Origin of the sequence: Paenibacillus sp. FSL K6-1318 (assembly GCF_037976905.1) — a bacterium.
GTDB lineage: Bacteria > Bacillota > Bacilli > Paenibacillales > Paenibacillaceae > Paenibacillus > Paenibacillus amylolyticus_A.
This window is the reverse complement of the sequence record NZ_CP150270.1, coordinates 3,463,413-3,488,352: the sequence shown is the minus strand read 5'-3', so window position 1 is coordinate 3,488,352 and position 24,940 is coordinate 3,463,413. Positions and strand designations below refer to the sequence as shown.

The 24,940-nt window shown below is 41.6% G+C and carries 24 protein-coding genes; 9 read left to right on the top strand and 15 right to left on the bottom strand.

Going from position 1 to position 24,940, the window contains the following annotated elements; all coding sequences use genetic code 11:
* Positions 1–134: 134 nt before the first annotated feature.
* Complete coding sequence (locus tag NYE45_RS15390; protein ID WP_340012991.1) at positions 135–611, top strand: MarR family transcriptional regulator; 477 nt, start codon at positions 135–137, stop codon at positions 609–611.
* Positions 601–1,983, top strand: coding sequence for an alpha/beta hydrolase (locus NYE45_RS15385; protein WP_340012990.1), 1,383 nt, complete (start codon positions 601–603; stop codon positions 1,981–1,983). The genes NYE45_RS15390 and NYE45_RS15385 overlap by 11 nt, the downstream gene beginning before the upstream one ends.
* A gap of 102 nt (positions 1,984–2,085) precedes the next feature.
* Here NYE45_RS15385 and cls read toward each other — a convergent pair whose 3' ends face one another.
* On the bottom strand, positions 2,086–3,525 hold the full coding sequence (gene cls / locus NYE45_RS15380) for a cardiolipin synthase (protein WP_340012988.1): 1,440 nt from the start codon (positions 3,523–3,525) through the stop codon (positions 2,086–2,088).
* A 216-nt stretch (positions 3,526–3,741) separates the two neighbouring features.
* Entirely contained in the window at positions 3,742–4,221 is a 480-nt protein-coding gene (locus tag NYE45_RS15375; RefSeq protein WP_340012987.1) for a GyrI-like domain-containing protein, read from the bottom strand.
* Between the two features lie 105 nt (positions 4,222–4,326).
* Here NYE45_RS15375 and NYE45_RS15370 point away from each other — a divergent pair, with 105 nt between their 5' ends.
* Positions 4,327–5,289: an HTH domain-containing protein gene (locus tag NYE45_RS15370; RefSeq protein WP_340012986.1), complete on the top strand. Its 963-nt coding sequence runs from the start codon at positions 4,327–4,329 to the stop codon at positions 5,287–5,289.
* Between the two features lie 84 nt (positions 5,290–5,373).
* Here NYE45_RS15370 and NYE45_RS15365 read toward each other — a convergent pair whose 3' ends face one another.
* From NYE45_RS15365 to NYE45_RS15355, 3 genes are all read right to left on the bottom strand, one after another.
* Positions 5,374–6,603, bottom strand: coding sequence for a multidrug effflux MFS transporter (locus NYE45_RS15365; RefSeq protein WP_340012985.1), 1,230 nt, complete (start codon positions 6,601–6,603; stop codon positions 5,374–5,376).
* 167 nt (positions 6,604–6,770) lie between these two features.
* Entirely contained in the window at positions 6,771–7,403 is a 633-nt protein-coding gene (locus tag NYE45_RS15360; RefSeq protein WP_340012983.1) for a nitroreductase family protein, read from the bottom strand.
* 42 nt (positions 7,404–7,445) lie between these two features.
* Positions 7,446–8,039, bottom strand: coding sequence for a TetR/AcrR family transcriptional regulator (locus NYE45_RS15355; protein WP_340012981.1), 594 nt, complete (start codon positions 8,037–8,039; stop codon positions 7,446–7,448).
* Positions 8,040–8,165: 126 nt separating this feature from the next.
* Here NYE45_RS15355 and NYE45_RS15350 point away from each other — a divergent pair, with 126 nt between their 5' ends.
* The gene (locus tag NYE45_RS15350; RefSeq protein WP_340012980.1) at positions 8,166–9,347 is read left to right on the top strand and encodes an MFS transporter; all 1,182 of its coding nucleotides are present in this window, start codon (positions 8,166–8,168) and stop codon (positions 9,345–9,347) included.
* Positions 9,348–9,498: 151 nt separating this feature from the next.
* On the opposite strand, the gene NYE45_RS15345 is transcribed toward NYE45_RS15350, so the two are convergent.
* From NYE45_RS15345 to NYE45_RS15320, 6 genes are all read right to left on the bottom strand, one after another.
* Complete coding sequence (locus tag NYE45_RS15345; RefSeq protein WP_340012979.1) at positions 9,499–10,716, bottom strand: macrolide family glycosyltransferase; 1,218 nt, start codon at positions 10,714–10,716, stop codon at positions 9,499–9,501.
* Between the two features lie 70 nt (positions 10,717–10,786).
* The gene (locus NYE45_RS15340; RefSeq protein ID WP_340012978.1) at positions 10,787–12,151 is read right to left on the bottom strand and encodes an MFS transporter; all 1,365 of its coding nucleotides are present in this window, start codon (positions 12,149–12,151) and stop codon (positions 10,787–10,789) included.
* A 195-nt stretch (positions 12,152–12,346) separates the two neighbouring features.
* Positions 12,347–12,634 (bottom strand): Fe-S cluster assembly protein HesB, encoded by a 288-nt coding sequence (locus NYE45_RS15335; protein WP_340012977.1) that lies wholly within the window; start codon positions 12,632–12,634, stop codon positions 12,347–12,349.
* Positions 12,635–12,657: 23 nt separating this feature from the next.
* A complete protein-coding gene (locus tag NYE45_RS15330) occupies positions 12,658–13,017 on the bottom strand; it encodes an iron-sulfur cluster assembly accessory protein (RefSeq protein WP_340012976.1) in 360 nt (119 codons plus the stop codon).
* 2 nt (positions 13,018–13,019) lie between these two features.
* Positions 13,020–13,343: a helix-turn-helix domain-containing protein gene (locus NYE45_RS15325; protein WP_340012975.1), complete on the bottom strand. Its 324-nt coding sequence runs from the start codon at positions 13,341–13,343 to the stop codon at positions 13,020–13,022.
* 24 nt (positions 13,344–13,367) lie between these two features.
* Positions 13,368–14,726, bottom strand: coding sequence for an MFS transporter (locus NYE45_RS15320; RefSeq protein ID WP_340012974.1), 1,359 nt, complete (start codon positions 14,724–14,726; stop codon positions 13,368–13,370).
* 166 nt (positions 14,727–14,892) lie between these two features.
* Between NYE45_RS15320 and NYE45_RS15315 the strand changes: the two genes are divergently transcribed.
* Positions 14,893–15,552, top strand: a complete 660-nt coding sequence (locus NYE45_RS15315) for a metalloregulator ArsR/SmtB family transcription factor (RefSeq protein ID WP_340012973.1) — start codon at positions 14,893–14,895, stop codon at positions 15,550–15,552.
* A 74-nt stretch (positions 15,553–15,626) separates the two neighbouring features.
* Here the strand turns inward: NYE45_RS15315 and NYE45_RS15310 are convergent, their stop codons facing one another.
* Entirely contained in the window at positions 15,627–16,652 is a 1,026-nt protein-coding gene (locus NYE45_RS15310) for a hypothetical protein (protein WP_340012972.1), read from the bottom strand.
* A 151-nt stretch (positions 16,653–16,803) separates the two neighbouring features.
* Here NYE45_RS15310 and NYE45_RS15305 point away from each other — a divergent pair, with 151 nt between their 5' ends.
* Positions 16,804–17,205 carry a VOC family protein gene (locus NYE45_RS15305; protein ID WP_340012971.1) on the top strand — a complete coding sequence of 134 codons (402 nt, stop codon included), beginning with the start codon at positions 16,804–16,806 and terminating at the stop codon, positions 17,203–17,205.
* Positions 17,206–17,270: 65 nt separating this feature from the next.
* On the opposite strand, the gene NYE45_RS15300 is transcribed toward NYE45_RS15305, so the two are convergent.
* Complete coding sequence (locus NYE45_RS15300) at positions 17,271–18,155, bottom strand: AraC family transcriptional regulator (protein WP_340017378.1); 885 nt, start codon at positions 18,153–18,155, stop codon at positions 17,271–17,273.
* A gap of 154 nt (positions 18,156–18,309) precedes the next feature.
* Here NYE45_RS15300 and NYE45_RS15295 point away from each other — a divergent pair, with 154 nt between their 5' ends.
* Positions 18,310–19,242, top strand: coding sequence for a DMT family transporter (locus NYE45_RS15295; RefSeq protein WP_340012970.1), 933 nt, complete (start codon positions 18,310–18,312; stop codon positions 19,240–19,242).
* A 453-nt stretch (positions 19,243–19,695) separates the two neighbouring features.
* Here the strand turns inward: NYE45_RS15295 and NYE45_RS15290 are convergent, their stop codons facing one another.
* Positions 19,696–20,958 (bottom strand): DUF1565 domain-containing protein, encoded by a 1,263-nt coding sequence (locus NYE45_RS15290; RefSeq protein ID WP_340012968.1) that lies wholly within the window; start codon positions 20,956–20,958, stop codon positions 19,696–19,698.
* A 368-nt stretch (positions 20,959–21,326) separates the two neighbouring features.
* The gene (locus NYE45_RS15285; protein WP_340012966.1) at positions 21,327–22,007 is read right to left on the bottom strand and encodes a TetR/AcrR family transcriptional regulator C-terminal domain-containing protein; all 681 of its coding nucleotides are present in this window, start codon (positions 22,005–22,007) and stop codon (positions 21,327–21,329) included.
* Positions 22,008–22,143: 136 nt separating this feature from the next.
* On the opposite strand from NYE45_RS15285, the gene NYE45_RS15280 reads away from it, so the two are divergent.
* Together NYE45_RS15280 and NYE45_RS15275 are read left to right on the top strand one after the other, a co-directional pair.
* Positions 22,144–23,496 (top strand): MATE family efflux transporter, encoded by a 1,353-nt coding sequence (locus NYE45_RS15280; RefSeq protein ID WP_340012965.1) that lies wholly within the window; start codon positions 22,144–22,146, stop codon positions 23,494–23,496.
* A gap of 134 nt (positions 23,497–23,630) precedes the next feature.
* Positions 23,631–24,773, top strand: coding sequence for a glycosyltransferase family 61 protein (locus NYE45_RS15275; protein ID WP_340017377.1), 1,143 nt, complete (start codon positions 23,631–23,633; stop codon positions 24,771–24,773).
* Positions 24,774–24,940 lie beyond the last annotated feature (167 nt).

The following is a 24,940-nucleotide window of genomic DNA, read 5'->3' as shown; positions in this document are numbered from 1 at the left end:
CATGCAGTTGGGCAGCTCTCTTCAATGTTGAAGAGAGCTTTTTATCTGTTGACTTTAAAAAAACATGCTGTTAATATTAGTTTCACAGTCTAACAGTTAGATAGTGAAACCAATGTGATCAAGGAGGATCCACGATGAATATGGATAGAAAACAATTAGAACAACACATTGATATGTACACGCAGAGAGCGATCTCAATATCCATTAGCATGCAATCGATTCAAAAGGATATTTCGAAATCTAGCAGTGTTACTCCAGATCAGTTTAATTTATTGAATGTCATCAATACGACTGAGAATTGCACATCAAGTTTTTTAGCTAAAGCACTCAATGTCAAAAAAAGTTCTATTACTGCAATTGTAAATCGATTAACGGATAAGGGATTAATTAAACGTAAGTATAACGAAGAAGATAAACGCGTGGTCTGGCTTGAATTAACAAAAGAAGGTCAACACATTGTGGTTGAAGAAAGGCAAAAAATATTAGCTGCATTGATGCCTATAGGAAACAAACTGACGCTTAAAGAGCTGGAAGAATTAAACCAGTACTTATCTGTGATTGATGCACAATTAAATAATATTAAGAAGGATTTGTTTAATAATGAAATTTAATATGAGGTTATACGGCGTTATTGTGGGATTCATCATGATCTTATTGTCTTGGTCACAGTCTTTTTTTATAAATTATGTTATTCCATTAGGGATCGTAGCCATGGTTGTGTCTGTAGCAAATATTCTAGTCGTGAAGAAGCACTTCAGTGAAAAGGTTTATCGTGCCTGCTTGAGTATTTCGGCCTTGTTTGTAGCTACCGAAATCCTCTGGATGATCTTTGATAACATCGGATTATTTGCAGTTGCGCAAGTTTCATTTGTGGTGACTGGGTTTGCTTTTCTTATTTTGGCCTTAGGCATGCATACGAAAATAAATCAAAGTTTCCAATCCATAGCGGTGAGAATTAGTGAATGGGTTCTCGTTCTTGTATTATTGTTGGCTACATCAATATTAATTGTATTTACAATTACGCCAAAACCAGTTGCTTTATATTTGCAAAGCAGTTCGGGAGCAGAAAATTCGTACACGGCAGAGCCCTCTACTACGACAAATATTGATGGTAAATATCAGTTAACAACCAATATTCAATATGGAGGAAAGTATCCAAGAAGTTTTTTGAATATCATTACACCAGATGGTGCATTTGACGAAGAACGTCCAACATACTTTTATGTACATGGTGGTGGCTTTGTAGCAGGAGATTCTATAGGGGGGGATCCTAACGCAGGAGCAGCTCTAAATACGATGTTATATCATTATGAATTAATGGTGGATCATGGCTATAATGTAGTAACCATCAATTATGCTTTGGCTCCTGAATATATCCACCCTACTCCCATAAAACAATTATCAGAAGCCGTGCAGTTCATGCAGCAAAATGGAGAACAATACGGCATTAATATGAATGATGTCATCTTTGGTGGAGGTAGTGCAGGTGGATTTATCGCTGCAGACTTTATAACAATTCAAGCTAACCCTGAGTATGCAAAAGACATTGATATTAATCCTGTTATAGATCTTAAAGATGTCAGAGCTTTAGTACTAGAAGTACCTATTCTTGACTTTAGTCGTGGACATAGAACGGTAACCGAAGACATTGTGACTGACTATATTTTTGCTCAATCAGGTAGTGCATACATTGGTCAGCCGGTCGTAAGCGCGGATCAAGATATCTTACAATCACTTAATGTAATACCACGGGCGACGAGTAATTTCCCCCCTACGTTTATTACAGATGGAAACACAGGTACATTCCCAGATCAGGCTGAAGAGTATTATAACCGATTAACAGAATTAGGAGTCAAAACAGATTTGTATATTCCTGATATTCATGTGAGCAAGGAAGTTCATGGATATATGAACACGATTGATACTGAGGCAACTCGAACGTATATTCAGAGAAAACTAGCTTTCTTGGATAGTTTAGATTAATGTTGATAGAATTTAATAACAAAGAAACCGTTGCCTGCGTAGGCAACGGTTTCTTTGTTGACTATACGGTGAAGTTCATCACCCATACTGAGAGAAGCCGAGCTATAAAATAGGTGAAAGAAGACGTGATATTCCTTCTTTAAATTTGATAATAAGGGACCTATTTTTATAACGATCGGAAGTAAGCTCTGAACTTAACTGGCTATCTTGATGAAACAATTCTTGAAGTTGTTTTGCAACTCGCTCGTCATATACAATTGCATTCACCTCAAAATTCAACCTAAAGCTCCGGGAATCAATATTCATCGTGCCTACTGAAGCGACTTCTTCGTCTACTACAATAGTCTTTGCGTGTAAGAATCCGTTGTCATATAACAGAATCTTGGCGCCATAGTCCAATAATTCACCAGCATACGCCCAAGTTGCCCAATATACAAACGGGTGATCGGGCTTATTGGGAATCATAATGCGCAGATCCACCCCGGATAGGAGAGCGATTTTACATGCATCCATAAACGTGCTGTCAGGAATAAAGTAAGGCGTTTGAATATACACGCTCTTTTTGGCATTTACTATAAGCTTGATGTACATATTCTTCAGGTGTTCTACCTGTGAGTTAGGACCACTAGACACAATCTGAACTGGACTTGAACCGCCAAGCTTGACTGTGTTGAAGGAGAATTGTTCGTAACTTACTTGACCGGATTTACTGGCGTGTTTCCAATCCAAAATAAACCTACCTTGAATATGATTAACGGCATCTCCGTGCATTTTAAAATGTGTATCACGCCAGTATCCAAACTTTTTATCCATGCCTAGATACTCATTTCCCAGATTAAATCCGCCGATATAAGCAATCTCTCCATCAATGATACAAAGTTTGCGATGATTTCGATTATTCATGCGGAAATTTAAAGGTCTAATCAGTGATGGGAAAAAGACCTCCACTTCTCCACCGGCAGAGATCAGTTCTCTGAAAAATTTCAGTGAAATTTTCTTTGAACCAATTTCGTCATAGAGAACTCGCACTTTTACGCCTTCTTTAGCTTTTATGGTTAATTCATCTCGTAATTTCTTCCCTAAGGAATCCGGTTGAATAATGTAATATTGGATGTTAATCTCTTTCTTGGCATTCTTGATATCAGCAAATAAAGAATCAAATTTCTCTTGTCCATCATCAAAGATGAATATCTCATTGTCATTGGTTAGGATTGCATTGGATGAAGTGAGATTCAATTGAATCAGATCAGCATATTTCATGAGCAGGGGGTTATTTTCCTTACGTTGCTCCTTTAAAGTCACTATTTGGTTCTCGACAATTAACTTTAGAGAGTTTCTCTCTTCAGCTGAAAGCCCGTAGAAATTTTTCTTTTTGAGATTACGGCCCAGAAAGAGATAAACGATAAAACCTACAATAGGAATGAAATAAAAAATCATAAGCCAGGCCCAAGTATAACCGATGTCTCTCCTTTCAAAAAACAAAAATACCGCTGAGAGTAATATGTTCATAATCATAACGAGCGAAAGTATCAGCGTGACCATACTGCTATATCTCCTGCCTTCCATTGACTTTATGTAAATAATAAAAAGTGCTTATTACTTAGCTATTCTCGAATGAAGCCGTCATCACAAAGAATATGATAACATACTTGAGGAAAACTAAATCTATTAAATGGTAATCACTAGACATCGAACTAAAAAAGAATCCACTTCCTATAAAAGAAGGGATTCTTTCACATTTGAATATTTATGCTTTAGTTAGTTCCTTACAACAGGAATCCACATTTCACCATATACCACGCCGTTTCTCTCCCCCATTTCAACCGTTGCATTCGGACCACCAACATAGGCATAATCCTTTTCTACCGGTAGGGCTTGACCAAAGGCAATGCCAGTAAGCATATTACTAAGCGCATCAGCTGTCTCTGCTTCGCCCTTCACAACCAGGTATTCTCCCTTAGGAAATTGGATCACTCTCGTTGCTTCAGGCAAAGTTTCTTCTGTCATGACACCAGCATAATGCATCATCTTGTTATTCACTGCTTCGTTTACGGCAAAAATGTAGTCGTTTGTTGCCAGAGACTTTAGTTTGTCCAGGCTTCCATCCTCTTTCACCGTGGACCAAAAATCCGCCTTCTCCTTGCTGATGCCAACATAGTCTGTATAGTCGCTCTTAAGATCCGTTCCAATACCTAACACGATAAAGCTCTCTTTTTCTTCAAAATGATAATTACTCATGATTTACACCGTCCTCTTTAGTTTATCAATTGATTTGTCTTTTCACTTGATGGGTTTATAATAACCTTAAATCATGTCAGAATATGATACTGTTTAGGGGGCCCCATGAAAAAAGTTGAACGCATTAATGTCATCAAGCGGTATATCAATAACCGTGCCCACTTTACCATTTCTGAAATTATGCGAGAATTTAATATTTCTCGTTCGACAGCCATTCGAGATATCAGAGAAATTGAAGCCATGGGAATGCCACTTGTCGCTGAAGTTGGACGGGATGGCGGTTATTTTGTGATGAACAACTCCCTCCTGCCTACGGTCCGGTTTACGGATAATGAAATCAAAGCGCTATTCATTGCCTTTATGGCGACAAGAAATCAACAGCTTCCTTATCTGAAGAGCCGTCAATCTTTAGCTGAAAAGTTATTGGGCCTTATTTCAGAAAATCAGCAGGATGAACTGGTGCATTTGAATCAAATATTGCTTTTTGAAGGGACCAATCCTCATAATCCAGACTTGCTTGATCTGTCAGACCTGCCCCATCCTACCTTGGAAAAACTCATCCAAATTCTTCTCTTAGAAAATGATTTGTTAGTTACTGTCCAAGAAGAGAAGGAAACAAAGTCCTATCCCATTGTTCTCTTGCACCTTCATCATCAAAAAGGCCATTGGATCATTGAAGGTTATGACTTAGAGGAAGAAAAGAGACGCATTGTATCTGTCGACAACCTCACCGATGTAGAAGTATACCCGACGAAAAAAAGGTTGAGTCCTAAAAAGATTATTGACCAGCTAAGTACACAGGAAGAAGTTATTAATCTTGTCCTGGAACTTGGTCCAAAGGCGATTGCTCAATTCAAAAAATACCATCCTTTAAAGTTTACAATTGCCTATACGAATCCGTACCAAACTACTGCCCTCTTAAAGACATTTGTGAATGTTCATAACTTAGAAGAATTAACCGAAGTCACCAATTGGTTACTTTTTCTAGGAGAAGATATCAAGGTGAAGGAGATTCCGGAAGACGTCCTGAATGCTGTACAAGAGAGATTAAACTTATTCTGCCCTTAAACCCAAAAAAGCCGCTATGTTAGCGACTTATGATGGGATCATATTGATGTCTCACGCCAAGGCATGGCGAGCTGTTCCTTCTATTTAAAAGTCAGCATTAGATTGGGCATGATTAGGTGTATGCTGCGGGACGTTTTTAACGAGTATGAAATAAGTAACAATCGCAATGATACTGGTCATTAATAAAGTGAGTCCTAACGGGACGGCAGTGTCCTCACCCGCGATACCGACCAGAGGCGCAACCAATGCACCCAGAAGAAAAGGAACGACTCCGAGCAGTGCTGCTGCACTTCCGGCCATCTTGGCTTGACTCTCCATAGCAAGTGGGAATGCCGCTGTAGACGTAATGCCGATCGAGCAAACAAAGAAGAACAATGGAATGACCAAAGCGAAAAGTGGACCATGAGCCAGAGTTACCACCAAAGCAGCCACACTTGCTATTATAGCAAGCCATAGACCAGATAATAGAAGGGTCTGCTCAGGTATGCGTTTTGCCAATCGACCCACGATTTGAGATCCGATAATTAAGCTGATTCCGTTTGAAGCAAACAATATGGCAAATACAGTGGGTGTAACGCCATATATATTTTGATAAATAAATGGAGTTCCGGCCACATAAGCAAAGACCCCTGCCGTCATGATTCCCTGTGCCAGCATGTAGCCTACAAACTTACGGTCACGCAGAAGCATTCTGTAATTCCCCAATTGTTGTTTGAAGTCGGGAACCATACGTTTTTCTACGGGGTGTGTTTCTTTTAAACTCCACTTTGTCATGATTAATAAGAAAATCCCCAGGAATGAAAGGCAGATAAACACGCCAATCCATGTCGTGAATGAAAGAACCCCACTTCCCGCAATCGGTGCTGCCAAAGGCCCCAAATTCCCTACAAGTAAAAGCAAAGAGAAAAATTTGGTGAGTTCATGTCCACTGTACAGATCTCTAGCTATCGCACGGGAAATGACAATTCCCGCTGAAGCCGCAAATCCTTGTGTGAAACGAAACAAAATCAATAGTCCGATATTCGGAGCAAAAGCACATGCCAAGGAACAAATAATATAGGCTGCCATGCAGATCAACAATGGTCTACGTCTACCGTACGCGTCACTCAAAGGACCCATAACAAGTTGTCCTACACCTAGTCCTAATAAACAAGCAGTAAGACTAAATTGTACAAGTGATGCCGTTGTATTCATATTTTGAGCAATCTCCGGAAAAGCCGGTAAATACATATCAATCGTAAATGGACCTAATGTAGAAAATAAACCAAGTAGTATGGCCAGTCCAAAAACACTCCAATTCGTGCTCTTCGTCATGTTAAATAAATCTCCAATTCTCTATATAATTTTCAAGCCTATTCGGAGTATAAGACATAGAGTTGACTGTAGGTCAAGTCTTGAGACTATTAAAACAAAAAAAGCCGCTAAAATAGCGACTTTCATTGGTACTATAGTCGAGGCATTTTTTCGTAGTAAAAATTCCGTTATTTCCACTCTGTAATTTGGCTGATCGGAAGACGAACAGGTGGGCGCGCATCTGAAGCTGCCTTGCCGATTGAAATGAGCAGTATTGGAACATATCGCTCTGGATCTAATCCCAATACTGCTGCAATCTTCTCTTTATTAAAGCCAGACATTGGATTTGTCGCATAACCGTGAGCATATGCCGTAAGCATAAACTGCATAGAGACAAGTCCGCCATCCAGCAACACAGATTCTTTTTTCTTATCCATCGAAAATTGATTATACATGGGTACAACCATAGCCAGCATCTTATCTTTAATTTCCTGCGTTATATAGCCAAGATCAGCGGTTTCCTTATAAATTTCTTCTGCGCTGTCAACAAAATTCAGATCACCAAAGACGGCGATAACCGCTGACGAAGTATTAATTTGTGAAAAGTTGAAAGGCGCAATTTCGAGCAGGTCTTCCTTACCTTGGTCACTTTCAATAACAACAAATCGCCAAGGCTGTAAATTAAATGCTGACGGTGCCAAAGCAGCATCTTCGAGCATTTCAATAATTTCTTCCCGACTAATTTTAAAATGTGGATCGTATTTCTTTATCGTACGACGGCCATGTAAAACCTCATTAAAATCTTTTGTTAATGCAGTCATTCTTGTATTCCTTCTTCCCGTAGTCTGTTTAAGCTATGCAAATCATTGCTTATTAACAGCAAGTAGCTGATCAATGATCCCGTTCAAAGCATTCTTTCTCTCCAGATATTCTTGTTCATTCCAGGTAAACACACCGCGATCAAGCCAAAATGCAGCACCTACCAAAAGGAACTCTGCTTTAAGCTCAGGTTGTTGAGCAAGAAACTCTCCCTCTTCTGCCCCCTGCTGAACGATTTTTTTGATATAGGGAATCAATGCATTAATTTCGATTACAATCCATTTTTGATGCAAAGTACTGTTACTTTCCTTATGAAGATATTCAAATACATCCTCATCATGTTCGTCAGGGGTTGCATCCATAAAAATACGAATGAGTTTTTCTCTCGCGTTGAGCTCGTCATTTTCAATTAAATGATGTATTGCTTCCAAACGAGATGATAATGTTCGTTCACAAGCAGCATGAAGTACATCTTCTTTGGATTGAAAATAATTGTAGAAAGTTCCCTGTGAAACACCAACTTTTCTTACGATTTCACTGACGGATGTATCTTCGTAGCCCTTCGAGTTGAATAATTCCATAGCTACAGTCAGTATTTCATTTTTTCGTTCCTGGGGATTCTTGCTTACTCGTGTCATTGTCAGATCTCCTTTGTCACTCCTTTATATTAGTTTAAATGTACAACTTGACTAACTGTCAGTCAATGTTATAAGCTCAATATACAATATGACTGACTGTCAGTCAATATAATTTGGAGGTGTTTTATGAACAAACAACGATTGCTCTTCATCTTGGGAATTTCTGCCGCTATTGTATCACTTGCTCAAAGCCTGTACATTCCTTTGCTACCTGATCTGCAACAAGACCTAAATACGTCATTACATCTAGTAAATCTAACGGTTACTTTATTCACTGTGGCCATGGCAACCATGCAAATCATACTTGGCCCCATTGTTGATCGTAATGGACGTAAGAAAATCCTAGTCCCGGGTATAATTATTTATGTAATTGCTACTATTGGATGTATGTTTTCAGGTTCAATAGAAATGCTCCTCATTTTTCGAGTGATTCAAGGAATAGGTGCATCATCTGTTCCATTAGTAGCTGCTACAATGATCGGAGATGTTTTTGAGGGTAAAGAGCGTGCCGAAAGTATGGCTACATATCAGATGATTCTTGGAATTTCACCAGCAGTTGGTCCGCTCATCGGAGGCATTATCGGTAGTCAATTCGGTTACACGGGTACTTTTGGTTTTGCAGCAGTCAGTGCTCTTCTCATCCTGATAGCAGCCACATTTATATTACCTGAGACAAAACCGGTCAACATAAAACCAACAGGAACAAGACTAGGTTTAAAAGCATTTGGAAAAATTCTAGGAAATAAAACCGGCGTTGTAGTTCTTTTGAGCGGTTTCATCATGTATGATGTCTTTTACACATTCATCGTATTTCTACCTACAATATTACAAACGAAGTATGCTTTAGGTGCCGCAAGTATTGGATTTTTCTCCCTTGCCCTCATGATATTCAATCTTGTTGGAAGTAAAATGAGTGGAAGTTTACAAACCCGAATAGGGTCAGTTCGAACACTCTTCTGGGCCGGTATAATGACCATTTTGAGTCTTGTGATTTTTATTTTTGCTGCAGATTATTCTCTAATTGGTTTGCTTATCTCTCTGATGCTTACTGGATTTGTTATGGGACTTGCAACACCTGTGATGCCAACCCTCTTGTCCTCAGAGTTTGTTGAAGAGCGTGCTACGGCAATGGGTGTCTATAACTTTGTTCGTTATCTTGGTATGGCTACTGCTCCACTAATTGGGAGTTTTTTGTATCCTTTAGGCAATATCCAACTTTTGATCGGGATAACAGCTCTTCTGGTTGTAATGGTCGTATTCGCAACAAATCGATTACTACCAATTAAAAAGGCCGAGGTGACGAACTAGACTCACTGATCATGGATCACAGGCATTATCTATTTCGTACAACTTGGTTATAAGTTCACAGAAGATCATTCAACATTAGAAAATAGACGACCCTGAATGAACAGGATCGTCTATTTTCAATGCTTAAATGAAGCTGGCTGCTTTATCCAAATTAATTAAGTACTCCTCCTGAACCCATATGACTCATAATCATTTCAGCAGCTCGCTTGTAACCGCCAGCCTGGCGTAAAGATTCACCGATGAGGTAAGCCTGCCGTTTATATTGCGAATTGTGTAGTACTTCTTTTAACGCTTCTCTCAAAATATTTGCACTGAGGTTATGTTTATTTAAAGTAATACCGGCTCCCAACTCCTGTACCCGATTGGCGACAAGAGGCTGATCCGATGTTAACGGAATCATTACCATCGGAACATTGTAATATAAAGCCTCACTCGTGCTGTTCATTCCAGCATGTGTAATAAAGACATCGGTATGCTGTAACATGTCCAACTGGGCGATGTAGGGCTTGACGATAAAATTAGTAGGGATTTGTTCCGCCAGCGGCTCCATGTCCGTGTATTTCCCAGAAGATAGAACAACATTCACGGGGAGATCCCCTAAAGCTTCAAAGCAAAGTTGATAGAAATCCAAGTTTTTATTTAAGATCGTACCCATTGCAATGTATACGGTTTGTGGGTACCGTTCACGAAGCAGCTCGAATGAGAAGGTCGGAGCATCTTGACGTGTTATGATCGAAGGACCCGTGAAAATAAAACGATCATCCAGCTTTTCTGCCTGCGGCTGAAAATAACGGCTGGTGTACACGAGCTTTAACTGACCAGCATGTGCCGGAATCTCTTCGATGGCTGGAATACTCACTTGAAACTCTTCGGCTAACTCCGTTGTGATCTTCATCGTAGCCTCATATAGCTCCTTCGTCTCTGTCTCCTTCAGGTCTTCGCCAGATCCGAGAGGCTCTACAAAAGCAAAGGATGCAATCGAACACACCGCGGGAATTCCCAGTTTTTCTGCGAGAATAGTTCCTCCCCATCCCATCAGGGAATCAAAGATTATATAGTCAAACTTTTGATTCTCTATCACTCGTAGCACATTGGGGATAATTCTCCGAATGATGCCGTTCACCATCATATAAATGAACTGATAAGAATGTTTATACTCCTGGGGTTTCAACACCGGATCATGAGAGAAGGCATCTTGTGGAAACGGATAGGTAATGATCTGGGCACCGGTCTGTTCAATTCGGGAACGGTACTCCTCCGTGCACACATAGACGACTTCCTCACCATTGTTCATCAACTGAGTAACTAATCCTAACGACGGATTCACATGTCCTTCAGCTGGAGTAATGACTACTAATACACGTGCCATCTTAACTACCTCCCAATGCAATTAGTCCCCCCGTTCTTCGTGATGTATTTAGCGACGCGGTAGTCATCCGTTACATGGATATGTTGTCTTTCACCTGGCTGATTGGATGATGTTCTTGATGAACGAGTTTGGTAATACGTAGTGAAGCCAAGAAACTTAACAAGACCCATAGTAATTGCAGTGTTAACACGATCAAAACACCTGTCGATATGCCCCACTGTAAAGTTTCGGACAAGGCAATCAGGGCGCCACCAACGCCAATGCTTACGCCCATATAGAAGGAATCCACAAATTGCAGATTCGCGGACATTTCTCCCTCTTTTCTGGGCAAGGCATGTTGTAAAGCAATGGCTGCCGTTGTAGGGTTGGCCAAACCAACACCGAATCCTGTAATCATTTGTGAGAGAAGGATAAGTATAATCCCCCCGTCCGTCAAAATAAGAGCCAGGATCACGAGTACAGTTCCAACGATCATAATACCAATGCCGGTCATGACCCTGCCCTTTCGGGCACGACCTTGATCTCGCGCATCAAGCTTGGCTTGCAACCACGCTGCGGCGGACCAGCTCAGAGAACCTGCTGCTACAATGAGGCCAGCAAGATCAGCTGATAACCCCTTCACTTCGGTTAGTGCCAAGATCACGAAACTTTCTGTTGTAAAATAACAAGCAACATATAGCCCTCTGGACACCAAAGTTGCAGGCAATCCTTTTTTTACCGAAAAAGTGCCAACAGGCAGCAATCTACGCATGGGTTGAATCATAACGACTAACCCACCCAAAGTGAGTACTATACCTTTCCAATCAGTTATCATACCAAGTCCTGTGAGTAACAGCCCCGTTCCAACAGCAAGCAGAATCGCATACATAATCTTCGAGTCGGTTGCTCGCGCTGGACCTGTCAGATCTTGCTGAAGCTGCAAATTACGGAAAGAACGGAATGTGAGACTGAGCGCTATTCCAATCAAGGGTAAAACGATCCAGAAAACATATCGCCACGAGATGTAGGAAGCAATCAGGCCTGCTGCATAAGGTCCGATTAAGGTAGGCAGGACAAATGCCATGGAGAATGCGGCCAGGATTTGAGTACGAAGTGTATCTGGATAATGTAACGTCACACAGCTATAAACGCATGTGATCAGGGCCCCCGCTCCAAAACCTTGAAGGGCTCTTCCGGCAATAAGCATGTGCATATCGAAAGAGATAGCGGAGACCACAGTTCCTAACACAAAAACACTAAAAGATATCAGCATGGATGTAAAAACACCGCGCTTGTCAATCTGCTGACCCATAACCAAGGTTCCAATAAGCTGAGATAACAAAAATGCACTGAAGATCCAACCGTATAAATGAATGCCCTCTAAACTTTGTGCCATTTTGGCGGCAATCGTTGTGATAGCCAGTCCTTCGAAAGCTACGGTTGCCAGAACCAGCATAATGCCAATTGTAGGCGCCCTGTACTGAGCATCAAATATCCCAATCTGATTGTTGTTTGTCTTCTACACCTCCGTAATATGATGGTTATTATGGTAAATTAAACCTTTTAACACCCTGAATATACATGAACTGTTCTACTTTGTAAAGTTAAATGTTTAAAAAGTAGAATCGTGGTCTAGATTATGACCCTATCTTTAATAGGAGATTTTGCTTGAAAATATGCCGTTTTCATTACAGTCAATTTGGAGAAGTTCGTCCTGCAAGATCCAGGCATCTGTTTTTTCAACAAAGAAATGAAATCCTCCAATCGATTGAACCAATGCGGGATCAATCGGTGTAGCACTCGCATTTATGCCAACCGTAAAAGCATCTGAGCCTCCTCCGACATATTTTGCGTATATCCTTACATATTGGCCTTCTTCCAAATCCCATTCATTCTGAAATGAATGGATCGCTTGATCAGATATTACAAATGAAATCATTGCTCTGCACTCCTTCCTTCCGTTTAATCACATTTTTTCACTTCGCCGCGATAATTGGCCATTCTGAAACTGGCCCCGCATCCACACGAAACTTTGGCATTTGGATTATTCATGGTGAATCCGCCTAACATTCCGCTCTCTTCATAGTCAATTTCAAGGCCATCAATATATGGAATACTACTGGTATGAACCAATATTCTGAATTGCTTTTTAGTTAACACAATGTCTTCTTCTGACTGCTGTTCGTCCACGATAAGGGTATAAGATAAACCACTGCATCCCCCTTCATCAACGCCTACTCTAAGGAAGGCATTTTGGGTGTCCGCACTTGATAAGATCTCGACGATTTTGTCCGATGCTGTATTACTGACCTCAATGATCATCTTCATTCCTCCCGGGGGCTATTATTTTGAAATTTGGTATCCCATTCCATTAGACAGGGGATGAATGTAGCAAGAGCAACGCCTTTTGGTGTAAGTTCATAAATGATTTGTGTAGGGCGTGTCAGTGTTGTTCTTTTGACCAAATGATCATGTTGAAGACCCTTCAAACGTCTGGAGAGGATCATTTCAGAAATGGAAGGAATGCTTTCGCTAATTTCACCGAATTTCTTCGGACCCTGAGAAAGAGTGCATAAAATATGGATGGTCCATTTCGTTCCGATGATACGATATGCTGTAAATAGTTTATTCGGATCTTCAGTGAACAATGGTCTGTACACCCACTTTCTTAATCATCCGCGTGGTGAGATCCGAGTGCTGGCAATGATACTCGTGACGATCAATAAGAGATGGAAACCCATGGCTACAATTAAGCCCGATTGAAGTGACATCCCACCTGCCTGACACACGACAAGGATCGAACCACCAATACCGATAACTACCCCCGGTGTAAACGAATCTGCAAATTGCAGATTGGCCGAAGTCTGGCCCACGCCTTCCTCCCCCGTTTGGGAAAATGCGACAACACCGCTAATCGGATGTGCCAATCCAATACCGACTCCTGCAATGATCTGACCAATGACTGCAATGGTAACGGTCACAACAGGTACCCAAAATACGATCGCAATCCCTATTGCAAGCAGCCCTACCCCCAGCATAATTCTCATATGACGTCCACGGCCCTGATCTGCCGCATCCCACCGTCCTTGCAGATACGCAATGATACACCAACTTAATGCAGCACTCGCTACAATTAATCCGGCCTGAGAAGGTGTAATTCCTTTCACATCAATTAGAGCTAATACCAAGAAGTTCTGTGTGCTGGTATAGGCAGCGAAGAACAACCCGCGTGTTGCCAGAATCGCTGGCATACCTCTTCGCAACGTAAGTGTTCCTTTCGGTAGCAATTTACGGAGCGGAAATAACATCAATACTAGGCCAATCACGACTAAAACAAATCCCATAATGCTCGGAAGCATACTTAGACCAACCAAGAAAATCCCTGTACCTAACGTTAAGAGTAACGCCATCCAAGTGGATGAAGATCCGCTATCTCCTCCCGTCTTCTCCACTTTCAATTTCCTAAAGGCAGGTAAACTAAGCAATGCTGAAACCACCAGCACGGGTAGGATCCCCCAGAAAACAAAGCGCCAGGACCACTGATCTGCGATAAGACCGGCTACATATGGACCAAGCATGGACGGAAGAACATAGGCTGTACCAAATGCTCCAAGTATTTTGGCACGTAACTCATCCGGGTAACTTAAGGATATAGCCGTATACACACAAGTCATCATAGCTCCGGCACCCAAACCCTGCAGGGCCCGTGATCCTATCATGGTATACATGTCGCCTGCGGTTGCGGCAGCGATCAGCCCTACAATAAACAACAGAAGTGCAAAAGTGAACGGTGCTGCAGGTCCTCTTTTATCAATGATTCGACCGACGACCAGCGTCCCGATAATCTGCGCAAGCAGATACGTACTGAATATCCACCCGAACAGGCTAAGGCCGTTCAAGTCTCCAGCAATCGAAGGAGCAATGGTGGTGACAGATAGACCTTCGAATCCAACGGCCATCACTGACAAAATAATTCCTATGGACAGTGCAAAATAACGCGGGCTGAAAATACTTTGATGATTAGACGACATGAAATGTGACCTCCAAGAAAATTGGTATGTATACATCGTATCCGGATACTTAGTAAACATTTTTGTTTATAATGTCTAAGCTACAGTTCGACTTTGACTTTGTCAACATTTTTGTTTAAAATGTAGAGAGTGATGTAAATTAAGTAGCTTCAAAAGGAGGTGCACCATGAGCGTAAATCAAACCAAAAAGGATGCCTCGACCAGTACCCGGAGAGCGATCATTGATCTCTTAAAGGAGCGCGGGGGAATGGATGTTGTCGCACTCTCCTCTCAGTTTTCGTTATCCGGAATGGCGATTCGGCAACATCTGAATGCGCTAAAAGAAGAAGGATTGGTTACCACTATTGAAGAGGCACGTCCCATGGGTCGACCTACCAAGCTATGGATATTAACTCCTGCGGCTAATCGTTTTTTCCCAAGTGGATATTCGGATTTATCCGTCAGCCTCATCAATTCGATGAAAGAAGCTTTTGGTCATGAAGGGCTGGACAAGCTGCTGGATGTTCGAAATAAAAATATGCAGGAACAATATCTTCAGCATCTTGGCGATGCATCAAATGTTAGAGAGAGATTGGAGAAATTGGCTGAGATTCGTACCAATGAAGGTTATATGGCCGAGGTTAAGGAGCAGGATGATGGCAGTCTCCTACTCATTGAGAAGCATTGCCCCATCTGTGAAGCAGCTGCGGTATGTACCGGACTATGCAAGAATGAATTACATTTATTCAAAACGGTTCTAGGCGATAATGTTCATATTGAACGGGGAGAATACCTTTTAGCCGGAGGAAGAAACTGCGTATACATCGTTAGGCAAAATAAGCCATGACTAAAAGAGCAACCTCATTGGAGATTGCTCTTTTGGTTAATTTCTCAACTATGCTTCATGTAGTTATGTCCTATTTACATTAGGATTTTTGACAGATGTACAAGACCTGTGGAACGAATGCGTTCTTCCTCCGCAATATTCTCATAGAGAAGGTGTTCTTTTCCTGCATCCATCATTCGTTTACGCATGGCCGCAATACGTCCTTTACTGTGATCGATATAACGGAAATCCACCTGGCGAAGACTTTGCATTTGGGTCAAACGTTCGAAGGCTTCCGCCTTGATCCCCTTATGTATCTCTTTCAAGACCAGTACCTCTAATTGATACGCAGTCCACAGGTTATCGATCTCCTGTAATGATTTCATGAAATCCAATTCTAGCTGACGGAGATTGTTCATACCTGAAAAGTCGCACAACCGCTCGATCTTAGGTAATGACAGATGCAGATAGACTAGATTATGCAGAGCCCCCAGTGCATCAATATGGGTCAGATTACGGACTGAGGATAATCTCAGCATATGGATATTTGATTCAGCCAGCACCTCAAGCGAACCATTCAATGTACATTGATCGATAGCCAAATACTCGATGAACGGCAGGTCCACTACAAAATCAAGCTGATCAGTGGCACAGTTTAGGACAAGGGTACGCAGGCGAATACAGTCCTCGATTGGGGAGAGATCAGCGAATTTCCCACTAAGTGCGAGATAGTCTAAGGTTTTAAAGTTTCGTATGAAATCCAAGTTTTGAATTTTGGGCGAGCGAATGGTGAGAAATGTCATCCTTTGCATCGCACCGAGTATATTCAGGTCTTGTGGTTGCTTGAGATCCAGCTGCAAAGCGGTGACATGCTTTAATGTGGCGAGCATCTCCAGAAATTCTTCGGTATAACGCGCCTTTGCATCAGTGTTTGATACAGATAGTATCAGATCCGGGCGTTTGGCAAACACAAGTTCATCCAGTTGACGTAGATCATGCACCTCGTCCAGCCCAACAACAAAACTTATCGTAGCGCGGTTTCGCAATTGCGTGATAGCGTTCTTCATTTTTTCCTCATCCCACGGAACACCACTCATTGAAGCAGCCCAAGGTTCGCTCATCCACCATCGCCATCCTTTCAAATTATCCCTCACTTAGGTAAGTTAGGTAAGCGTTATGGTTATTATATAGAGAACACTCCGAGGGTTCAAACCCTGCTAGAAGTAGAGTATAGTAAACGTAGTTGAAAGTATATACTAGGAGGCTGCAGCTATGTCACAAAAAATCTGGATGAACCTACCAGTGAAAGATGTTGTGAAATCCACTACCTTTTTCAATGCGATTGGATTCCATGGGGAGAATGTTGGTAACGAAAGAGCCCAGCTTGTCATAGGCTCAACAACGATTCTGCTTTTTCCGGAGTCAACGTTTGAGAAATTTACAGGTGCCAAAATCGCAGATACTTCTCATAGCGCAGAAGTCATATTTTCCATTGGCGCTGACAGCAGAGAAGAAGTTGATGCATTTGTTCAAAAAGTAGAGATTGCCGGAGGAACCATCTTTGACAAGCCAAGTGAAACGGATGGCTGGATGTATGGTGCAGGATTTGCCGACCTGGACGGTCACCGCTGGAACCTGTTGTATATGGATGAGAGCAAAATGCCGAAAAGCTAATATGAAAACGCCAGTCACCTATTTTAAGGTCACCGGCGTTTTTTATTACCTCTGTTATTTCAGTATCACTCAATTCTAGACTTACGAAACTCTTTCGGTGTTTTTTCTTCGTGCTTTTTGAAAGACTGGATAAAGTGGTTCACGTGATTAAAGCCTACTTTCTCGGCGATCTCGGTTACTGTATCATTCGTCGATAATAAGAGATCTTTGCTTTTCTTGATTCGGTATTTGATCAAGTACTCGTATGGGGTCATATGAGCCGTTTTCTTAAAACATCGGGTACACTCTGAAATGCTCAAATGTGCTACATCAGCAATCTCACGAAGCGTGACCGGATGAGCGTAATTTTGATGGATGAAGCTGAGCATTAACTGTAGTCTTTCCTGCTGACGCTTCTCGCTTCTTGGGGTTTCTCCGGAAGGAATTGAAATATGGGATATTAATACAAACCATAGTTGTACCGTTTTAATTGAAATTTCATATTCCCATCCCCATTTTTTCTCTGCATTAAACGTCTCCCTCATTTCCCAAAGCATGTCTAATATCTGCGTTTCCCACTCCGAATCTTTTTTAATCACAAGCGAAACCAAAGAAGAATTTGTATACGGCAATACATAATTTTTTTCCATTGCACTGTCTACATGAAAGGCTAATAGCTTTTCGGGAAAATTGAAACTAACATATTGACCATCTTGCGTCAGCTCTGTTGTGATATGAAGAATTCTCTTGTTGATCAAGATCGCCTGACCCGTTTCCAATGTATGATCAATTCCATTAATCTGCATAACCAGTTTCCCTTTTGTGACTAATGTGATCTGTAGATCTTCGTGCCAATGCAGATCGTTGAACCCTCTGCCTGCGGGGATACTTGTATGACGTGTATGTGTGTACATGATATAGGGAAAGGAAAGATCGGAATACAGAATATTCTCATAAAGTTGCTTCACTATGCTATGACGTTCCTTTCTTTGACGATATATCTATATTATACAGCGATTTAATTGCACGAAATTCACAAAAATAATGATATTATTATATCAAATCTTTGACTTATCACAATAGCCTGTGCACAGACGACCGGATAAGAACTTTGGAGGCTTATATGTGAAAGATAATAAATTGTCCCTGCTTTTTCATCCTTATGTATTGCTTTTTATCGCCATTTTGTCGGTATCCGTCTCTTCAATCATGATCAAATCTTCGGATACTCCGACCGCTATAGCCGGTATGTACAGACTTTATATATCAGCTATTATTATGCTCCCTTTTATCCCTTGGAAGACGATTCGTTTCTTAAAAATGAGTTCAAAGGATTGGAGCGCAGTTTTTCTGGCTGGCCTGCTGCTTGGTCTATATTTTTTGTTTTGGATGGAATCACTGGTGTATACCTCGGTGGCTAGTTCCATGGTCATTCTGGCGTTGCAACCTTTGTTTGTGATGATCGGGTCATACGTTATGTTTAAGGAAAGAGCGAGTATACCTACTGTTCTATGTTTGATTACCGCTCTGTTCGGTTCGGTGATTATCGCCTGGGGTGATATAGGCGTTTCGAGAGAGGCTCTGATCGGAGACGGTCTGTCCCTGATAGGAACCATACTGGTGTCGGCATATATGCTGGTTGGACAGAAAGTGAGTGGGAAAATCGACGCGAATATTTACAGTGTTGTTGTCTTTATTATTGGCGGAAGTGTCCTGCTGGTCTACAGTTTATGGAATAACCTTTCTTTGACCAATTACGAATCATCCGATTGGATGTACTTCCTTCTACTTGCAATCATCCCCACCATTTTTGGTCAATACATTTTCAATCTGCTGCTCAAATCCATTGGTGCAACAACGGTTTCTGTAGGTATTATCGGTGAACCTGTTTTGGCCATTATGCTGGCTTATCTACTGTTGGGAGAAACCATCTCTGCTTTTCAATTCGTAGGCGGATTAATCACCTTGTCAGGCATGCTGATGTACTTTGGGCTGAAATCTTACCATATTCCACTGCCTAAGTTCCTGCGATTTAATCGATTCAGAAAATTAGGATAATAAAGAAGTGCACCCCTCAGAATAGACATTGGAATCAACAACGGGTTTATCCGATGAAATTCTAGGGGTGCACTTCACTTTCTCTTGATTAGCGTATAAATGACAGGTTGGACAAGTTCTCGAAGTTTTCAATCAAGCCTGAGAAAAAGGTCTTTTCCATCATCAGTCAGGGACAGATCGATTGTTCTACGATCATTTGGATCATTGTTTCTCTCAACCAATTGTCGTTCTACCAAGCGATTGATAATGGATGTAATAGTACTTTTGTTGACTCCAAATTCAGTGAATAGCTGAGTTGAAGAGCAAGAACCGAACTTGTGAATATGTCCCATTGTTGTGTACTGTTCTACAGTCAGAGATCTCCGACCACAATTCGGATCAGATTATACTGGTTCAAAACATCAAAAAACCGCCGATCTTTTATCAAGACCAGCGGTTTCAACACACAAATGATTAGTCAGCAAGATAGCCTAAGTTGTATTGACTAAGAGGACTCGAAGATACAGGAAGCATGAATGAAACATCAGGCAAAGTACCGTCCGATTTTCGTGGCGCTGATAGTTGAGTTGTATCCAGACTCACAAAATCATCAGCTGTGATATCAAGCCCTCCGTTAATCGTCCACGAATTATTAGTTACATTCACCGGCAAATTGTTATCATTAACGATTGCCCGACCCGTAAACGCAATGTTATTATGTAATACTTCTCTGTACCCTGGAATATTCGTTATGTCCGTTAGACTAACACGCTCCAGCATATCAAAATTTGCTCTACTGTTATTGTAGGCTGTGTTGTTCGTCCAGGTAGCTGATTGTCCAGGTTGATGATTGGCATAAAAGCCATTCGCTCCATTATTCACAGCAAGAGAATACTTAACCGTGTGAACAGGTAGTGTATCTGGGAACCCGCTTGTTCTATAGGCATAGCCCCCGACTTTGAATCCATTTTTGTCGCCGACCCCATCCTGGTTGCCACGATGGTTAAACGACCAGCAATGGTCATATATTACAGTCCCTTTAGAGCTGATACTGTCGAATCCATCATCGCTATTATTCCATGCACGGGAGTTAATGAATGAGACGTCCCCTCCATGAGCACCGAATCCATCAATATTTCCTGCAGATAGTGGCGTTGGGCCGATGTTGTTATACGCATCTGAATTCAGAACGGTTCCTGTTCCATTTCCAGTATAGTAGAAACCAATAGCTTCATTATCATGAGCAGCCATATGTACAAAATCAGCTTGTCCTCTAATTCTGAAAGCTTCCGATTGCGCTTGATCGCCTACTTTGATACCTATTACATCAAATCCTTTGAATGTAATGTCGGTTACTTTATCCCCCACAAAAAATGCTGCTACGCGCAGATTCGTTGGTACGTTTTTAAAATCAAATACCGGTCTTTCTCCAGGATATGCTTCATAAGTGATCCCGCTCTTTGTTATATCATGTACGTAATTATAAGTGTTGTCGATTCTTGCGATCTCAAAATCGTCGTACACTCCTCCGCGAATGTATACTGTATCTCCAGAAGATGCTGCTGACTGTGCTCTTGTTATACTTTTAAATGGTGCATTTTTGGTGCCTGCATTCGTATCACTACCCGTTGAAGCAACATAATAGATGTTTGAACTTCCGGCCGCATAAACAGAAAATGTCATAAACAATGCTGTAAACATGCAACCAATCACTAATAAACTAGCCACTTTCTTCACTGAAAAAATCTCCCCACATCAATAGAATAGTTGAACAAGTTTCCTTTTATTATATCGCTGATGTATACCTCCTTCTTTATAGGAAGTTTTCCTTATTTTTCTTTGTCGTCAATGGATCATAACGTCATGCCATCTAAAATATATTGATTTTTTGTGCAAAGACTATGATATGTAAGCGTACTCTGTGGGACTATTTTCTTACCCATGACATGATATTTGTTTTCGAACACTGCTTTCGAAAGCCAGCTGTCCTCCTCGTATAACAAAAATCCCCTTCGGGTTTTCAGTGTAGAGATCATTCTAAAATCATCTCTTTTTCACTATCTACCTTGAGGGGATAATAAAATTCATTCAAATTGGATGAGCTTCTACTTCTCTTGTTCCTTTATCACTTGTTCGATCCCCAACAGAATCAGCTTCAAGCCGAACTCAAACGCTCCGTCGGTTCCCATCACCTCAAACAGACCATTCTTATACATCCTGCTGAATAGTCCAGCTTCCTTCTCACTCATAGAGTCCAGAAGGCTGATCATCTCTTCACCCTGAAGTGCTTCCTGGTCCTTAAGAACAGCAGAAATATTGCGCTGATGCTGATAATCGTCGAGAACGAAATAGAATACATAGTTCACAAGCGTGAGAACGGCCTGTAATTTCTGCTCTTGCTCTAGTGGCGTCGATTCCATACAGAGCAACATGCGGTTGGTGAACCGGATCATGTCCGGCTCGTGGGGCAGCGTCATCATCATGAGTTGTGTGGAACACGGGTATCGGCTGAGCACGCTCCTTACGGTGATCGCAAGCCCCTCCATCTGTTCCTTCCAGTCCCCTTCAGACTGAAACTCGTCCAAAATAATTTTCGATATCTGGTTGGCCAGCCGTTGGTAGAGTGTCTGCTTGCTTTTAAAGTACCAGTATAGAGATGGAGCCTGAATCCCCAGCTTGTCGGCCAATCGTCTCATGCTGAATTTCTCGATGCCCTCTTCCGCCAAAAGCTCCCACGAAGTTTCCAAAATCTTATCTTCTGAAATCTGAGGCTGCTGTTTTTTCATTGGTATCCGCCCTTTTATCTAACAGTGTAAGTTTATGCTTTACAGGTTCATAGCTTCATGATAACATCTAACACTGTAAGGTTCAATCTAACGGTGTTAGATTGGATCAATATTAACGAAGAAAGTAGTGACCCACATGGATGCAGAAAACCTCCATTATTTTGAAAAAGCACCGATCGCCAAAGCCGTAGCTCACTTTGCTGTTCCAATGATGCTAGGCACCTCAATGAGTGTAATTTACTCCATTTTGAATGCCTATTTCCTTGGCACACTGGGGAATACAGCAATGTTAACCGCACTCGCACTAACGTTGCCGTTATTCGCGGTCATTATGGCGCTTGGCAACTTAATTGGCATCGGCAGCGGTACATTCATCTCTCGTCTGTTGGGTGAGAAAAAAGCTGATGATCTGAAACATGTATCCTCATTTGCCTTTTACAGTAGTTTAGTTCTGGGACTTATCGTGATTGCCGTGGGCCTCCCATTGATCGAGCCAATCGTTCATGGGCTGGGGGCAACGCCTGAGTCCTTCGGATTTACGAAAGACTATGTCACGGTTATGCTTATTGGTTCACCATTTGTCATTTTATTTTTCACGCTGGAGAATATCGTGCGCTCAGAAGGTTCAGCAATCACGTCGATGATCGGTATGATTCTCAGTGTTGCTATTAATATTATTCTTGATGCGATATTCATTTTTGTCTTTCATTGGGGCGTGATCGGAGTTGCATCTGCTACGGTCATCTCTAACTTGGTTGCGAGTGCATTCTACGCTTTCCATATGAGTTATAAGAGTCAATTCTTAACCGTCTCTCTAAAATGGTTCAAGGTTTCCAAGGACATTCTGAGCAACGTATTCAAAATTGGAGTTCCCGTCTTTGTAATGAGTGTCTTCTTGGGTGCAATGTCGCTTATTCTTAACCTTTTTCTGGCCGAATATGGCGATCAGGCTATAGCGGGATATGGAATTTCATCACGTTTATTGCAATTTCCCGAGTTTATTCTGATGGGCTTGTGCGAAGGAGTTGTGCCGTTGATTGCCTTCTCATTCACAGCAAACAAATTACGCATGAAGCAAACCATTGGATTCACGATCAAAGCTATTTTGGCGTTAGCCGTCGTGTTCGGGGTTATCGTCTACCTGATTTCGGACCACTTGATTGGTTTATTTACGACTGACCCACAATTAATTGAAATGGGTAGCTACATTCTTCATGTAACCTTTTTATCCTTGTTCATTACAGGAATGACGTCTTTGTTTATGGGGATCTTCCAAGCAACAGCCCAAGGAACCGCCGCGTTTATAATGTCCATCATTCAAGGAATTACGCTAATTCCTGTATTGTATATCGCTAATCAAACGAACGGCTTTCATGGAGTGATCTGGTCACTTGTTATTGCTGATGCCGTCGCGTTCCTCGTTGGTGCCATCATGCTATATGTTCTGCGGAACAAATTGCAGCCGGATCTGGAACATTTGGTACAGTAATTTCACAAATGGTATTAAAAAAAATACGTCACCAAGTTTGAAACCTATTTTCCCATCTTCGTCCCTTTTAAGTACTGTTTGCATAAATTAGCATCATAGTAACAAGGGTCATGGAGGGACAAAGAGTGAATGATATGTGCAGTAACGCTAAATCGACAGACGAGAGTCCAAATAAGTTCGGTTTTTATAGAGACATTATGGATTGGATCGCTTCCGTTTCCCCCGGCGGCGAAGAAAGGATTGCCCCTTTTGATTTTGGCGGAGCCGCTGAATTCAAGATTCCGAATACCCTTGAAACGGAGATTCACCGTTATTTGATGCCCTATACCCTTCATCCCCAAGGTGGGTATGTTGCATATATTTCGAATGGACGTGTTTGGGGAACATCAGGCGCTATCCTGACTTCCGACGGAAAACTGATCTTCGACCTTTCCCCGGAATACGATGGACGACAAAACAGAATGATGACACTGGAAGAACACCCCGCCTTGCATCGGAGGAAGGCACAGGAACATCATCATTTCCATGGGACTGCTGCGGTTCTGACTTTTTGCGGGAGTCATAATTATTTTCATTGGTTATATGATGTTCTACCTCGATTGGGTATGCTTCGAATGCTAAATGTTCCTTTTGAATCCCTTATCATGAATCCAAATCCTCATGGATCTTTTGTGAAAGAAACGTTATCTATGTTTGGCGTATCGAAATCAACCGTGATTTGTACTAGAGATGATTGGGAGTTTCAGGCCGATCGATTGGTCGTGCCTTCCCTAATGATGAATTCCCATTATCCACCTTGGACAACAGCTATCCTTCGGACGTTTATGTTACCCACGCGCGACACAACACTCCGTTCTCCTGTTCGTATTTTCATATCTCGAAGCAAAGCCTCTGCTCGACGAATAACTAATGAGGATGAAGTCATCCAGCATTTGGAGACGTACGGGTTTATTCCTGTTTGCCTGGAGGATTGGACCGTAGCCCAGCAAGTTCAGCTCTTTGCTTCTGCACAAGCAATCGTGTCACCACACGGAGCGGGATTGGCCAATCTTGCTTTCTGCAGTAAAGGAACCCTAGTGATCGAAATTTATCATATCCGGCATGTAGTACCTACGTATTGGATGATCAGCAACCATAACAAACTTGATTATTATATGATGTATGGGCAAGAGGACGGGACGACACAGGACCGTTTTTCGGGATTGGAAGACTTCTCCGTGGATCTGGATCGACTGGAACAAACTCTTTGTTTAGCTGGAGTAACACATCATAAATGATCAGCATCAGCCCTTCTCTTCTTTTCCAAGAAATTATAGAAGGGTTTTTGTTGTGCCGTAAAAGCCGTGTGTTGTGATTCAATCGTTGTCTTCACAAAATATTTTATGGTTGACAAAAAGCCCGACTCAATAATATATTGATTAAGGAAATAAAGTTTCCCTGAGGA

Bases quoted from the DNA above. Each gene is read 5' to 3' on its own strand.
- NYE45_RS15310 (WP_340012972.1), bottom strand. From the start codon at position 16,652: ATGAGCGAACCTTGGGCTGCTTCAATGAGTGGTGTTCCGTGGGATGAG.
- NYE45_RS15305 (WP_340012971.1), top strand. From the start codon at position 16,804: ATGTCACAAAAAATCTGGATGAACCTACCAGTGAAAGATGTTGTGAAA.
- NYE45_RS15335 (WP_340012977.1), bottom strand. From the start codon at position 12,634: ATGATTTCATTTGTAATATCTGATCAAGCGATCCATTCATTTCAGAAT.
- NYE45_RS15385 (WP_340012990.1), top strand. From the start codon at position 601: ATGAAATTTAATATGAGGTTATACGGCGTTATTGTGGGATTCATCATG.
- NYE45_RS15370 (WP_340012986.1), top strand. From the start codon at position 4,327: ATGAAAAAAGTTGAACGCATTAATGTCATCAAGCGGTATATCAATAAC.
- NYE45_RS15390 (WP_340012991.1), top strand. From the start codon at position 135: ATGAATATGGATAGAAAACAATTAGAACAACACATTGATATGTACACG.
- NYE45_RS15365 (WP_340012985.1), bottom strand. From the start codon at position 6,603: ATGACGAAGAGCACGAATTGGAGTGTTTTTGGACTGGCCATACTACTT.
- NYE45_RS15375 (WP_340012987.1), bottom strand. From the start codon at position 4,221: ATGAGTAATTATCATTTTGAAGAAAAAGAGAGCTTTATCGTGTTAGGT.
- NYE45_RS15275 (WP_340017377.1), top strand. From the start codon at position 23,631: ATGTGCAGTAACGCTAAATCGACAGACGAGAGTCCAAATAAGTTCGGT.
- NYE45_RS15350 (WP_340012980.1), top strand. From the start codon at position 8,166: ATGAACAAACAACGATTGCTCTTCATCTTGGGAATTTCTGCCGCTATT.
- cls (WP_340012988.1), bottom strand. From the start codon at position 3,525: ATGGTCACGCTGATACTTTCGCTCGTTATGATTATGAACATATTACTC.
- NYE45_RS15345 (WP_340012979.1), bottom strand. From the start codon at position 10,716: ATGGCACGTGTATTAGTAGTCATTACTCCAGCTGAAGGACATGTGAAT.
- NYE45_RS15280 (WP_340012965.1), top strand. From the start codon at position 22,144: ATGGATGCAGAAAACCTCCATTATTTTGAAAAAGCACCGATCGCCAAA.
- NYE45_RS15330 (WP_340012976.1), bottom strand. From the start codon at position 13,017: ATGATCATTGAGGTCAGTAATACAGCATCGGACAAAATCGTCGAGATC.
- NYE45_RS15285 (WP_340012966.1), bottom strand. From the start codon at position 22,007: ATGAAAAAACAGCAGCCTCAGATTTCAGAAGATAAGATTTTGGAAACT.
- NYE45_RS15315 (WP_340012973.1), top strand. From the start codon at position 14,893: ATGAGCGTAAATCAAACCAAAAAGGATGCCTCGACCAGTACCCGGAGA.
- NYE45_RS15320 (WP_340012974.1), bottom strand. From the start codon at position 14,726: ATGTCGTCTAATCATCAAAGTATTTTCAGCCCGCGTTATTTTGCACTG.
- NYE45_RS15355 (WP_340012981.1), bottom strand. From the start codon at position 8,039: ATGACACGAGTAAGCAAGAATCCCCAGGAACGAAAAAATGAAATACTG.
- NYE45_RS15360 (WP_340012983.1), bottom strand. From the start codon at position 7,403: ATGACTGCATTAACAAAAGATTTTAATGAGGTTTTACATGGCCGTCGT.
- NYE45_RS15340 (WP_340012978.1), bottom strand. From the start codon at position 12,151: ATGCTGGTTCTGGCAACCGTAGCTTTCGAAGGACTGGCTATCACAACG.